This window comes from Streptomyces sp. NPDC000941, assembly GCF_053599555.1.
This window is the reverse complement of the sequence record NZ_JBSFMM010000281.1, coordinates 1-12,578: the sequence shown is the minus strand read 5'-3', so window position 1 is coordinate 12,578 and position 12,578 is coordinate 1. Positions and strand designations below refer to the sequence as shown.

General features: G+C 73.7%; 9 protein-coding genes and 1 pseudogene. 7 read left to right on the top strand and 3 right to left on the bottom strand.

Annotated elements, in window-relative coordinates:
* The 5 genes and pseudogenes from ACWDSL_RS47425 to ACWDSL_RS47405 form a co-directional block, all read left to right on the top strand.
* Positions 1-2,577 (top strand): annotated as a pseudogene (locus tag ACWDSL_RS47425) (hypothetical protein); the annotation flags it as partial.
* A gap of 241 nt (positions 2,578-2,818) precedes the next feature.
* Positions 2,819-3,757: a cellulose-binding protein gene (locus ACWDSL_RS47420; RefSeq protein WP_450495201.1), complete on the top strand. Its 939-nt coding sequence runs from the start codon at positions 2,819-2,821 to the stop codon at positions 3,755-3,757.
* Positions 3,758-3,978: 221 nt separating this feature from the next.
* On the top strand, positions 3,979-4,833 hold the full coding sequence (locus tag ACWDSL_RS47415; protein WP_450495199.1) for a hypothetical protein: 855 nt from the start codon (positions 3,979-3,981) through the stop codon (positions 4,831-4,833).
* A 79-nt stretch (positions 4,834-4,912) separates the two neighbouring features.
* Positions 4,913-6,151, top strand: coding sequence for an ATP-binding cassette domain-containing protein (locus ACWDSL_RS47410; RefSeq protein ID WP_450495198.1), 1,239 nt, complete (start codon positions 4,913-4,915; stop codon positions 6,149-6,151).
* Complete coding sequence (locus ACWDSL_RS47405; RefSeq protein WP_450495196.1) at positions 6,148-7,215, top strand: ABC transporter permease subunit; 1,068 nt, start codon at positions 6,148-6,150, stop codon at positions 7,213-7,215. The genes ACWDSL_RS47410 and ACWDSL_RS47405 overlap by 4 nt, the downstream gene beginning before the upstream one ends.
* Positions 7,216-7,267: 52 nt before the next feature.
* Here the strand turns inward: ACWDSL_RS47405 and ACWDSL_RS47400 are convergent, their stop codons facing one another.
* Positions 7,268-7,594 carry an ATP/GTP-binding protein gene (locus ACWDSL_RS47400; RefSeq protein ID WP_450495194.1) on the bottom strand — a complete coding sequence of 109 codons (327 nt, stop codon included), beginning with the start codon at positions 7,592-7,594 and terminating at the stop codon, positions 7,268-7,270.
* Between the two features lie 208 nt (positions 7,595-7,802).
* Between ACWDSL_RS47400 and ACWDSL_RS47395 the strand changes: the two genes are divergently transcribed.
* Positions 7,803-8,846 carry an LLM class flavin-dependent oxidoreductase gene (locus ACWDSL_RS47395; RefSeq protein ID WP_450495203.1) on the top strand — a complete coding sequence of 348 codons (1,044 nt, stop codon included), beginning with the start codon at positions 7,803-7,805 and terminating at the stop codon, positions 8,844-8,846.
* A gap of 70 nt (positions 8,847-8,916) precedes the next feature.
* Here ACWDSL_RS47395 and ACWDSL_RS47390 read toward each other — a convergent pair whose 3' ends face one another.
* Positions 8,917-9,309 carry an SCO5389 family protein gene (locus ACWDSL_RS47390; protein WP_450495193.1) on the bottom strand — a complete coding sequence of 131 codons (393 nt, stop codon included), beginning with the start codon at positions 9,307-9,309 and terminating at the stop codon, positions 8,917-8,919.
* Between the two features lie 211 nt (positions 9,310-9,520).
* Here ACWDSL_RS47390 and nucS point away from each other — a divergent pair, with 211 nt between their 5' ends.
* Positions 9,521-10,183: an endonuclease NucS gene (gene nucS, locus ACWDSL_RS47385; protein WP_014176358.1), complete on the top strand. Its 663-nt coding sequence runs from the start codon at positions 9,521-9,523 to the stop codon at positions 10,181-10,183.
* A gap of 66 nt (positions 10,184-10,249) precedes the next feature.
* Here nucS and ACWDSL_RS47380 read toward each other — a convergent pair whose 3' ends face one another.
* Complete coding sequence (locus ACWDSL_RS47380) at positions 10,250-12,508, bottom strand: ATP-binding protein (protein ID WP_450495191.1); 2,259 nt, start codon at positions 12,506-12,508, stop codon at positions 10,250-10,252.
* Positions 12,509-12,578 lie beyond the last annotated feature (70 nt).

Below are 12,578 nucleotides of genomic sequence, written 5' to 3'. Positions count from 1 at the left end.
GCCGGCACCGCCGAGGACGTACTGGCCAAGGCGAAGACCGGCGCCGAGGAGACGCGCGCGTCCGCCACCGCCGAGAGCGAGCGGGTACGGACCGAGGCGATCGAGCGGGCCGCGTCGCTGCGCCGCCAGGCCGACGACGCGCTCGAGCGGGCCCGCGGCGAGGCCGAGGAGCTGGTGACCTCGGCCGACACCCAGGCCGAGCAGGTCAGGTCGGAGGCGGCGGAGGCCGGCCGGCGGATCCGCGAGGAGGCCGAGGCGGCCGCCGCGGCCCGCCGCGAGGAGGCCGAGGCCGAACTGGCCCGGCTGCACGGGGAGGCCGAGCAGCGGCTCTCCTCGGCCGATCAGGCGCTGCGGGACGCCCGCGAGGAGGCCGAGCGGCTGCGCCGGGAGGCCGCCGAGGACACCGAGCGGCTGCGCGGCGAGACCGCCGAGCGGCTGGCCGCGCTGCGTCAGCAGGCCGAGACGGAGGCGGACCGGCTGCGCGACGAGGCCGTCGCGGACGCGTCGAATATGCGCGCCGAGGGCGAGTCGGTCGCCGTACGGCTGCGCGGCGAGGCCGCCGCGGAGGCCGAGCGGCTGCGTGCCGAGGCGCAGGACACGGCCGACCGGGTGCGCGCGGAGGCGAACGCCGCGGCCGAGCGCATCGGGGCCGAGGCCGCCGAGGCGCTGGCGGCCGCGCAGGAGGAGGCGGTCCGCCGCCGCCGCGAGGCCGAGGAGACGCTGAGCGACGCCCGCGAGGAGGCCCAGCGGGAGCGGAGCCTGGCCCACGAGCAGAGCGAGGAGCTGCTGGCCGCCGCCCGCAACCGGGTCGCCGAGGCGCAGGCCGAGGCGCAGCGGCTGGCCGAGGAGGCCGAGCGGCACGCGGCGGAGCTGGTGGGCGCGGCGGAGCAGCACGCGCAAGCGGTGCGGGACTCGGTCGCGGGGCTGCACGAGCAGGCCGAGACGGAGATCACGGGGCTGCGTACGGCCGCCGAGCACGCCGCGGACCGCACCCGCCACGAGGCGCAGGCGGAGGCGGACCGGGTCCGCGCGGACGCGCACGCCGAGCGGGAGCGGGCGGCCGAGGACGCGGCGCGGCTGCGGCGCGAGGCCCATGAGGAGTCGGAGGCGGCCAAGGCGCTCGCGGAGCGTACGGTCGCGGAGGCGATCACGGAGGCGGACCGGCTGTCCGCCCAGGCCCGCGAGGAGGCCAACCGGCGCCGCTCGGACGCCGCCGAGCAGGCGGACCGGCTGATCACGGAGGCCACGAACGAGGCCGAGCGGCTGCGCATCGAGGCCCAGCAGGTGCTGGACGACGCGCGCCGCAGCGCCAACAAGTCCCGCAACGAGGCGGCCGAGCAGGCCGACACGCTGGTGGGCGGCGCGACCGAGGAGGCCCAGCGGCTGGTCTCGGAGGCCAACGCACGGGCGCAAGCGCTGCGTACGGAGGCATCCGACGCACGGGCGGCGGCCGAGCAGGACGCGGCGCGCACCCGGGCCCAGGCCCGCGGGGACGCCAACAACATCCGCTCGGAGGCGGCCGGGCAGGCCGACCGGCTGGTCGGTGAGGCGACGAAGGAAGCCGAGCGGCTGCTGGCGGACGCCGGTGCGGAGGCCGAGCGGCTGCGCACCGAGGCGTCGGAGACGGTGGGTTCGGCGCAGCAGCACGCGGCGCGCACCCGTGCGGAAGCGGAGCGGGTGGCCACCGAGGCCGCCGCGGAGGCGGAGCGGGTCCGCTCCAAGGCGCAGGCCGAGGCCGAGCGTACGGTCGACAGCGCGCGGGAGGACGCCAACAAGCGGCGTTCGGATGCGGCGATCCAGGTCGACCGGCTGATCACCGAGTCCACGGCGGAGGCGGACCGGCTGACGAAGGAGGCGCGGGAGGCCGCCCTGCGGGCCGCGACCGTCGCCGAGGAGCAGGCCGACACGATGGTCGGCGTCGCCCGTAAGGAGGCCGACCGGCTCGTCGGCGAGGCGACCGCGCAGGCGAACGGCCTGGTGGAGAAGGCCCGTACGGACTCCGACACGATGCTCGGCGAGGCCCGGGGCGATGCGACCGCGATCCGAGAGCGGGCCGAGGAGCTGCGGACCCGGGCCGAGGCGGACGTCGAGGAGCTGCACGAGCGGGCCCGCCGGGAGTCGGCGGAGCAGATGAAGTCGACCGGCGAGCGCGTCGACAAGCTGGTCGCGGCCGCGACCGCGCAGCTGATGAAGGCCGAGGAGAAGGCCAAGACGCTGGTCTCCGACGCCAACAGCGAGGCCAGCCGGGTCCGTATCGCCGCCGTGAAGAAGGCCGAGTCGCTGCTCAAGGAGGCCGAGCAGAAGAAGGCCGACGTCGACCGGGACGCGACGCGCAGGCGCGCCGACGCGGAGGCCGAGGCCAGGCGGATCGTCGACGAAGGCAAACGCGAGCTGGAGCTGCTCAAACGGCGCCAGGAGGACATCAACGCGGAGATCTCCCGTGTCCAGGACGTGCTGGCGGCGTTGGAGTCTTTTGAGGCCCCCGCATCCGGCGGTTCGGGCGGGAAGGAGAACGGTGGGGTCAAGACGGCGGCCGGCGCGGGCACCCGGGCGAGCGGCAAGCGTTCGGACGGCTGAGGGCTGACACTCCTGGGGGTGGGGGCGGGCGCTGCCGAATCGTAGTGTTCGTGGGCGGGGGCGCTAGAGACACACCCTGTGTCGTGTCCGTATCATCCCGACGAGTGACAAGCCGTCTGGCTGTCTGCCACTCAAAAGGCTGGACATTCTCCAGATCAAACGGACGTTGACTCGTTGACACGCCGTTCGGCCCCCTAGGATTCCCTCTATCACCTCACCGGTCTCTTTCGACAGGAACCCCATGAGCGACACTTCCTCCCCCTTCGGCTTCGAGCTCGTGCGGCGTGGATACGACCGCGGTCAGGTGGACGACCGCATTACCAAACTCGTCGCCGACCGTGACAGTGCACTGTCCCGTATCACCTCTCTGGAAAAGCGCATCGAGGAGCTGCACCTCGAGACGCAGAACGCTCAGGCCCAGATCAACGACGCGGAGCCGTCCTACGCGGGGCTCGGTGCGCGCGTCGAGAAGATCCTCCGGCTCGCCGAGGAGGAGGCCAAGGACCTGCGCGAGGAGGCCCGCCGGGCCGCCGAACAGCACCGGGAGCTCGCCGAGTCCGCGGCCCAGCAGGTGCGCAACGACGCCGAGTCGTTCGCCGCCGAGCGCAAGGCCAAGGCCGAGGACGAGGGCGTTCGTATCGTCGAGAAGGCCAAGGGCGACGCGGCGACGCTGCGCCAGGACGCCCAGAAGGACGCGCAGCAGAAGCGCGAGGAGGCCGACTCCCTCTTCGAGGAGACCCGCGCCAAGGCCGCCCAGGCCGCCGCGGACTTCGAGACGAACCTCGCCAAGCGCCGCGAGCAGTCCGAGCGCGACCTGGCCTCCCGTCAGGCCAAGGCCGAGAAGCGGCTGGCGGAGATCGAGCACCGGGCGGAGCAGCTGCGCCTGGAGGCCGAGAAGCTGCGTACGGACGCCGAGCGCCGCGCCCGCCAGACGGTGGAGACCGCGCAGCGCCAGGCCGAGGACATCGTGGCCGACGCCAACGCCAAGGCCGACCGGATCCGCAGCGAATCCGAGCGCGAGCTGGCGGCGCTCACCAACCGCCGCGACAGCATCAACGCCCAGCTGACCAACGTCCGCGAGATGCTGGCCACGCTGACCGGTGCCGCGGTGGCCGCGGCCGGCTCCCCCACCGAGGACGAGCCGATCTCGCGTGGTGTCCCGGCCCAGCAGAGCCGCTGACGTCCAGCAGCGCTGACATCCAGTACTGCTGACATCCAGTACTGCTGACGTCGGATCACGCCCGCGCTTCTCGTGCCCCGCGCCCGCTTCCCACGGCGCGGGGCACGCGCATGACGGCGCATCGGGCGCGGGCGTTACGGGTCCTGGGCGTTACGGGTCCTGGGTGTCCTCCTCGTGTACGGCCTCTTACGGGCGGGCCGCCCGGTGCGTAACCTCCCCCTGTGACCGACCGCAGCCTCGCCGCCCTGGGGTTCGACGATGTGCCCGCGTTGCGGCCGTTGACCTATCCGGGCCGACCCGTCACCGCGCCCGCGCTTCTCGCGGGGTCCGAGCTGTGGGAGTTGACGCCCTCGCCGGGCGGCCCGGGCGGCTGGCCCGTACTCGGGGCGGCCCGGACAGGTCAACGCCGGCCGCGCGAACCGCTCGACGCCGTACTGGCCCGGCTCGGCCAAGTGCCCTTGGAGCAGCGCCATCCGGTCATCGCGGTCGGCTCCAACGCCTCCCCCGCGCAGCTGCACCACAAGCTGACGGCGCTCGGACACCCGGCCGCCGTGCCGATGGTGCCGGTGCGGGTGCGCGGCATAGCCGTCGGCTGCTCGGCGCACATCGGGCGGTACGGGTACGTCGCCACCGCGCCGTACGCGGATCCGGCGGCCGAGACGCCGCTGGTGGTCAGCTGGCTCGACGCCGCCCAGCTGGCGTCGGTGGACGCCACCGAATTCCCCAACTACCGGCGGATCCTGCTGCCCGGCGCGAGCTTCCCGATGGTGCTGCCGTCCGGGGAGCGGCTGGGCGGCGCGTATCTCTACGTCGGCGCGCGGGGGGTGCTCGCGGGCCCCGACGGCGCCCCGGACCGCCCCTCCGGCAGGCCCCGGCCGGGCGGCGGCGACCAGAGCGCCCTGCTGACCGGGCTGCTGGCGTCCTCGGCGCGGCTGCGGGGCCTGTTGGGGCCCGACCCGGGGGCCTGGATCCGGCGCGCGGCGGCGGACCGCGCACTGCGCGAGACGGCCGCCTCGGTGTTCGCTGAGGAGGGCTGGGTGCTGCACGGTTACGATCCGCTCTCGACTCTCGCTTAACGGGAACCACCCTCGCGCGGTTATTCTCCTTATCCGCACGGGGGCACGCGCCCCGGACGCATCGCACGAGGGGCAGGGCATGATCGAGGCAGTCGGCCTGACGAAGCGCTACGGCGCCAAGACGGCCGTGTACAACCTTTCGTTCCAGGTGCGCCCTGGCACTGTCACCGGATTCCTCGGGCCCAACGGATCCGGCAAATCGACGACGATGCGCATGATCCTGGGGCTCGACGAGCCCACCTCGGGCCATGTCACGGTCGGCGGCTACCCCTTCCGCAAGCTGCCCAACGCCCCGCGTCAGGTGGGTGCTCTCCTCGACGCGAAGGCCGTGCACGGCGGCCGCAGCGCCCGCCAGCACCTGCTGTGCCTGGCCCAGCTGTCCGGCATTCCCGCCCGCCGGGTCGACGAGGTGCTGGGCGTGGTCGGGCTGCAAAGCGTCGCGAGGAAGCGCTCCAAGGGGTTCTCGCTCGGCATGGGGCAGCGCCTGGGCATCGCGGCCGCGCTGCTGGGCGATCCGCAGGTGCTGCTCTTCGACGAGCCGGTCAACGGCCTGGACCCGGAGGGCATCCTCTGGGTCCGTAACCTGATGAGGCAGCTGGCGTCCGAGGGCCGTACCGTCTTCGTCTCCAGCCACCTGATGAGCGAGATGGCGCTGACCGCCGACCGCCTGATCGTGATCGGGCGCGGGCAGCTGCTCGCGGACATGAGCGTCAAGGACTTCATCTCCTACAACTCCGCGGACTTCGCGCGGGTGCGTACCCCCGACGGGGAGACGGAGCAGCGCGAGAAGCTGACCGCCGCGCTGAGCGAGGCGGGCGGCCAGGTGCTGCCGGAGCAGGACGGCGCGCTGCGGGTGACCGGGCTGCCGCTGCCGCGGATCAGCGATCTGGCCCATGGCGCGGACGTCCGGCTGTGGGAGCTCTCCCCGCACCAGGCGTCGCTGGAAGAGGCGTACATGCGGATGACGCAGGGCGCCGTGGACTACCGCTCGACCGCCGACCAGCGGGCGGGGCTCCAGGAGCCCGTACCGGGCATGGCCCCGCAGGCCGGGCCGTACGGCTACGCCCCGCCGACCGCGGGCGGCGCGCCCGCCGGCTACCCGCCCGCGGGCGCCATGCCGGGCTACAATCCGCCGCCCGCGCCCCAGGGCCAGCTCGCCCCGGGTCAGCCCGCGCCCGGCCAGCCCGCTCCGGGTCAGGCCCCCTGGCAGCCGCAGCAGCCCGCCGCCCCCGCGCAGCCGCCGGCCGCTCCCCCCGCTCCGGCCGCCGCGCCGGCCCCCGCCGACATGAACAAGCGCGACAGCGAGGACGCCCGATGACGACCCCTCCGTACCAGCAGCAGGCCCAGGCTGCCCAGCCGTCCGCCCCGCCACAGCCGCCCCAGCAGGCACCCCAGCCGCAGGGCGTACCGGGTGCGCCGGGCATGCCGGCCGCCCCGCAGCAGGCACCCCACCAGCAGGCCATGCAGCCCCAGCAGCCGGGCATGCAGCCCCAGCAGCCGGGCACGCAGGCCCCGCAGCCGGGCATGCCGGGTGGCGCGCCGGGTATGCAGGGCGCACCGCAGCAGTCCTACGCAGCCGCCGCCGGCCCCGCCGGGTACACCTCGCCGATCCCGATCCGGCGTACGCATCTGGGGCATGCGATCGCCTCCGAGTGGACCAAGATCAAGTCGGTGCGCTCGACGATCTGGACGCTGAGCGTCATGGCCGCGCTGGTCGTCGGCATCGGGCTGCTCGTGGCGACGGGCACCAAGGACAGCGACTACTCCACCACCCCCACCACCATCCCCGGCCTGTTCGGCACGCTGCTCGGCCAGCTGTGCATCGTCACGCTCGGTGTGCTGGTCGTCTCCTCCGAGTACGGCACCGGGATGATCCGCACCACCTTCACCGCCTCGCCGCAGCGCTCACGCGTGCTGACCGCCAAGGCCATCGTCTTCTTCCTGGTCTCCTTCCTGACCACGACCGCCGCGCTCGCGTTCGTGGCCTTCGTGAGCACGGGGTCACACAGCGGGTCGGACGTCGCGGAGCCGACCGGTAAGCAGCTGCTCGGGGCGACCGTGGGGGCCGGGCTGTATGTCTCGCTGCTCGGGCTGCTCTCGCTCGCGGTCGGCAGCATGCTGCGCCACTCGGCCGGTGCGATCACCGCGATGCTCGGTGTGGTGCTGCTCCCCGCGATCCTCCCCGCCTTCCTGATGATGTCGAGCAGCCTGCAGACCTTGGGCGAGAAGATGCAGAAGTATTCCTCCCCCAACTCGCTGGCCGCGCTCTTCCAGATCGACGACGAACTCGGCACCGGCTGGTCCCAGCTGGGGCTGCTGGCCGGGGTCACGGCCGCGGCGTTCATCGCGGCGTACGCGCTGCTGGAGAAGCGCGACGTCTGACCAGCGCGGCGGCGGGCCGATACCTGCTGAACCGCACCTGCTGAACCGCCGGCTAATGCCTCGGCGCGTTACGGGACCGCTGGAGCTTCGCGCTCCGGCGGTCTCTCGCGTTCCAGCAGGATTTGTGCCAGTGGCGGCGGTCGTCCACGCCGCTGTGGTGCTGCCAGGCCACGATATGCGGCACACCGGGCGGGATCTCCTGGTCACAGCCGGGGCAGCGGTAGTGCTTGGCGGCGGCGCCACCGCCGATCTGGCGCACCACCCACTCCTCGCCCCGCCAGCTCTGCGTCGACTCCAGCCCATAGCGGTCGGTGCGATCTTCGTCTTGGCGGCCGCTCGGCTTCTCGCCGCCTCGCGAGCGGTTTCGGCGTGGGGACACGGGGCACCTCGAAGGACGCTGGGAGCTACTGGCTGTGACCAGCGTACGCGTTACCGTCACGGTCCCGAAAAGCCGTGTCCACAACCGTCCTCCGATCATCTGAAAACTTTGTGCCGGGCCGTGCCCTTGGCACGTGTCAGGCGTTAATGCCTATACGGGGGAGGGTGCCCGTGGCGGCGGCGACGACCGCAAGAGGAGGCAGATGGCAATGCGTGTGGGGGCTTTCATCCTCGCCGCTCAATTCCCGGGCCAGGGTCAGGGGGAGGCGCTGCACCGAGCGGTACGGTCCGCACAACTCTCCGAAGAGGCGGGGCTGGACGCGGTGTGGCTCGCCGAGCACCACTTCGTCCCGTACGGCGTCTGCCCGTCCGCCGTCACACTCGCCGCGCTGCTGCTCGGCCGTACGCGCAGGATAGGCGTCGGCACGGCCGTGAGCGTGCTGCCGACCGCGCATCCCGTCGCACTGGGTGAGCAGGCCGCGCTGCTCCACCTCGTCTCCGGGGGGCGCTTCACGCTGGGCGTCGGCCGGGGCGGGCCCTGGGTGGACCTGGAGGTGTTCGGCACCGGTCTGCGGGCGTACGAGCGGGACTTCCCCGAATCGCTCGACCTGCTGCTGCGCTGGCTGCGCGAGCCACGGGTCGGTGCGGACGGGGAGCGGTTCACCTTCCGCGAGGTGCCGGTCGTACCACGGCCCGACGAGGCGCTGACGGACGAGGCGAAAAGCGGCGGGCCCCCGGTGATCGTGGCCTGTACGTCACCGGGCACCGTGCGGCTGGCCGCCGAGCGCGGGTTGCCCATGATGCTGGGGATGCACTGCGGGGACGATGAGAAGGCCGAGGCGGTTGGGCTGTGGCGGGAATCCGCGCTGGCCGCGGGCCGCTCCCCGGAGGAGGTCGCGGCGGTGGCCGAAGAGCATGTCTCGGCGGGGGTGGTGCAGATCGCGGATGCCCGCCCGGTCGCGGCGGAGACCCTGGTCAAGGCCATGCCCGGCTGGCTGCGCCAGGGCCTTGACGCGCATGTGACGGTGGACGGACGACCGCGCCGGATGCGCGATCCGCTCGCCTATGCCGAGCTGCTGTGCGGGCTGCACCCGGTCGGGCCGCCCCGGCTGTGCGCGGACCGGCTGGCGGCGACGGCGGAGCGCACCGGTATCCGCCGCTTCGCGCTGCTGGTCGAGGGCTCGGGAGAGCTGGCGGCCACGGAGGAGAATGTGCGCCGGCTGGGCGCCGAGGTGCTGCCGCTCCTGCGCTGAAGACCTCCGGTGGAAAAGTCCTGCGCGCTCAAGACACCTCCCCCTCGTGGAGCGGCAGCGGACAGTCCGGTCAGCAGTCGCGCAGCTCGGGTGACTGGTTCAGCAGCTGACCGCGCGGCGAGGTGAAGCGCGCCAGTCTCTCGTCGGACGACCCGTCCAACGGGAACACCGCCACCCGGTGGCAGTTCTGGAAGGCCAACCGCACCCCGAAGTGGCGCTGCAGCGCGCCTCGTATCGCGTCGCTCGCGAGTGCCCGCAGCAGCTGACCGCGGGCCTGCTCGTCCGGCGGCGGTGTCTGATTGTCGGCGAATTCCCCGCCGTCGATCTTCAACTGGGCCACCAGAGAGCTGATCATCTCCCATGCGTAGGGCAGGGAGTTCCGGACGCAGTCGACGAATTCGGCTTCGTCGACCTCGCCTCGCTCGGCCTTGGCAAGGAGGGCCGGTGAGACGTCGAGCGACATGGATTCTCCTCTCGCGACCCCCGTGACGGGGGTCTCAGGGACGGATGAGCGGACGGCGACGGAGCGTACCCGCATGACGACCGCCCGCTTCAACGGTAATTCGGCCACTGTGGGCGCACCAGGAGAATGCGTGCACAACCAGCCACCTCCGCAGGGGTCCGGCGTCGGACGAATCGCGTAGGCCACCCGCCGTCGAGTAGCGTTGCCGACCATGCGTCTCGTCATCGCCCGTTGCTCCGTGGACTACGCCGGCCGGCTCACCGCCCACCTCCCCTCGGCACCCCGTCTGATCCTCATCAAGGCCGACGGCAGTGTCTCCATCCACGCGGACGACAGGGCCTACAAACCCCTCAACTGGATGTCTCCGCCGTGCACCCTCAAGGAGGGGGACGGCGATGTGTGGACGGTGGTGAACAAAGCGGGCGAGAAGCTCATCATCACCATGGAGGAAGTGCTGCACGACTCCTCGCATGAACTCGGGGTGGACCCCGGTCTGATCAAGGATGGCGTGGAAGCCCATCTGCAGGAGTTGCTGGCCGACCGTATCGAGACACTTGGCGATGGCTGGACGCTTATTCGGCGTGAATACCCCACTGCCATTGGCCCCGTGGACATTCTCTGCCGGGACGCCGACGGCGGCACCGTCGCGGTGGAGCTCAAACGGCGCGGGGAGATCGACGGGGTGGAGCAGCTGACCCGCTATCTCGAACTACTCAACCGCGATCCGCATCTGGCCCCGGTGAAGGGGATCTTCGCGGCGCAGGAGATCAAGCCCCAGGCGCGGGTGCTCGCCACGGACCGCGGCATCGGCTGTGTCGTCCTGGACTACGACGCGCTGCGCGGCATCGAGGACGACAAGCTGCGGCTGTTCTGAGGCCCGATACGGCGCGCGGCGCGGTCCGGCATCGCCGGGTCGCGCCGCGTGGCGTATCGGGTGCTGTTACATCGATGAGGCTGACGAAGCCGACGACGTCGGGGCGGCGGACGTGGAGCTGCTCGCCGTGGTCGCCGGGCCGCTTGCCGTGTTCGTGGTGTCGCCTCCGGGGCTCGTGGTGGAGCTGGTGGGCGGAGTGGTCGGCGGCGTGGTGGGTGGCTTGGTGGTGGGGGTGGTCGGCGGGGTGGTCGGCGTCGTCGGGCGGTGGGTCGGGGTGTGCGTGGTGGACCCGGATGTGGGCGGGGTCGTCGTCGGCTTGCCCGTCGGCGACGCCGTGCCGCTGGACGACGGGGCGGTCGGGCTCTGCGAGGCGCTGGGCGAGCCGCTGACGAGCGTGGACGGGGACGTGGGCGCCCCGGGGACGCCGCTGGGGCCCGGCTGCCCGCTCTCGCCCACGCCGCTCGTGGGCTCTTCGGCGGTCACCCCCTTGTCGTCGTCGGCCTTACGGGAGGTCGACTCGCTCGGCTTGACGGTGTCGGCGGAGCCCTTGTCCCCGTCGCCCGAGGTGACGCCGATCGTCACCACCGTGCCGAGGACGGCCACGAGCAGGACGCCCGCGCCCGCCGCGACGAGGTTGCGCCGGGCGCCGGTGAGCGCCGCGAAGCGGCGGCCGTGCGGGGCCCTGCCGCCGCCGGGGCCGCCGATACCGCCGACGCCGCCCGTACCGCCGTCCCCCGTGCCGCCGCCGGTGCCGACCGCGGCGAGTACGTCGGTGCGGCTGAGGCGTTCGGTCGTCTCGACCCGCGGCGTGACGACCGTGATCTCGGTGTCGGCCGGGTCCTGCCGCGCCGCGGGCACCCCGCCGGGCGGGGAGGCCGACTCGTCGTGGCGCGCCTCCGTGACCTCCTCGCCCGCCGTCGTACGGCCGCCAGGCGCGGCGAAGACACCGGCCGCCGCCGGGCCGCCGGAGCGGTCGGTGACCAGGGCCAGGGCGCGCCGGCCCGCGATCGTGCCGCGCTTGTCGGCCAGTACGCCGCGCAGCCCGATGGACGCCTCCAACTCGGCCCGCGCCCGGTCCGGATTGCCCGTGCACAGCGCGAGGACGCCCAGCTCGTGGTGGAAGTACGCCTCCTCCGCGACCTGTCCGGCCAGCCGCGCGGCCTCCTGCCCGTGGCGCAGGGCGCGCTCCCAGGCGCCCCAGTGGAGCGCGGCGGCGAAGGCGGGGGTGGCGCTGCGGGCCAGCAGTACGGCGGTCTCGGCGCGGCCCGCCTCGCGGGCGGCGACCAGCGCGGCCATGGCGGCAAGGACCGCGTCGGCCTCGATGGCGACTCGCTCCGGGGCGACCGAGGGGTGGCCGGCCCACCAGGCGTAGTGCTGGGCGACGGCACCCGCCCGCTCGGCCGTCCCGTCCGCGTAGCCGACGGCGGCGAGTTGGTCGGCCACGCCGACGGCCAGCCGGTAGTGCGGTCCCGCGGGTGTGACCAGGCCGCCGGCGATCAGCTCGACGAGCGCCGCGTCGGCGTGGGTGTCCCCGGCCAGCGCGGGCAGATGCGTCTGGTGCGGGCACTCGCCGCCGAGCGCGACCGCGAACCGCAGGGTGTCCTGGGCCGCCTCGCTCAGCCGGGAGGCGATCAGCGCGACGGGGGCCGCGCCCTCGGCGAGCGTCGGCAGCGGGGTGGCGTCCCGTACGCCGGTCTCGGCGAAGGCGTCGCCCGCCGAGACCGGGTCCCCGGCAGAACCGGACCCCTCAGCGACCCCCTCAGCAACCCCCTCAGCCGAGCCCGAAGCCTCGCCCCGCAGCGCGTCGCGCTGCCGCAGCAGCGCGCCCGCCTGGATGAACCGCAGCGGCAGCCCCTCGGATTCGAACCACAGGTCCGCGGCCCAGTCCCGCTCGTCCTCCACCAACGGGCGCCGTACGGCCCGCTCGAGCAGTTCCAGGGACCCGGTGCGGCTCAGCCCGGAGAGGAAGACCTCTTCCAGGTGCGACTCGGTGGAGGGGGCCGCGACGGCCGGGGTGGCGGAGATCAGGAAGGCGCACTCGGGCGTCGCGTCCAGGAACTCGTCCAGCGCGGCGCCGCCGAACTCGATGTCGTCCAGCACGACGACCGCGCCGATCTCCGCGACCGCCGCCAGCAGCTCCGGGCGGCCGGGGCGGTACAGGGGGGCGCGGTAGACGGCGGCGTACAGCTCGTACAGCAGGTCGGTGGCGGTGCGGCGGTAGCCGGAGAGGCGTACGACCCCGTCGGGCGCCAGGTCCCCGCAGTCCGCGGCGACGGCGTCCAGCAGCGTGCTGCGGCCCGCGCCGGAGGGCCCGGTGACCCGCACCGACCGGCCGCGGCCGAGCAGCCGCGCCAGGCGCCGGGGGGGGGGCGGGGGGGCCCCCCCCCCCCCCCCC

What these genes read in the sequence shown, in the direction of transcription:
- ACWDSL_RS47390 (WP_450495193.1), bottom strand. Translation starts at nt 9,309, where the DNA reads ATGTCGCTCGACGTCTCACCGGCCCTCCTTGCCAAGGCCGAGCGAGGC.
- nucS (WP_014176358.1), top strand. Translation starts at nt 9,521, where the DNA reads ATGCGTCTCGTCATCGCCCGTTGCTCCGTGGACTACGCCGGCCGGCTC.
- ACWDSL_RS47420 (WP_450495201.1), top strand. Translation starts at nt 2,819, where the DNA reads ATGAGCGACACTTCCTCCCCCTTCGGCTTCGAGCTCGTGCGGCGTGGA.
- ACWDSL_RS47405 (WP_450495196.1), top strand. Translation starts at nt 6,148, where the DNA reads ATGACGACCCCTCCGTACCAGCAGCAGGCCCAGGCTGCCCAGCCGTCC.
- ACWDSL_RS47410 (WP_450495198.1), top strand. Translation starts at nt 4,913, where the DNA reads ATGATCGAGGCAGTCGGCCTGACGAAGCGCTACGGCGCCAAGACGGCC.
- ACWDSL_RS47395 (WP_450495203.1), top strand. Translation starts at nt 7,803, where the DNA reads ATGCGTGTGGGGGCTTTCATCCTCGCCGCTCAATTCCCGGGCCAGGGT.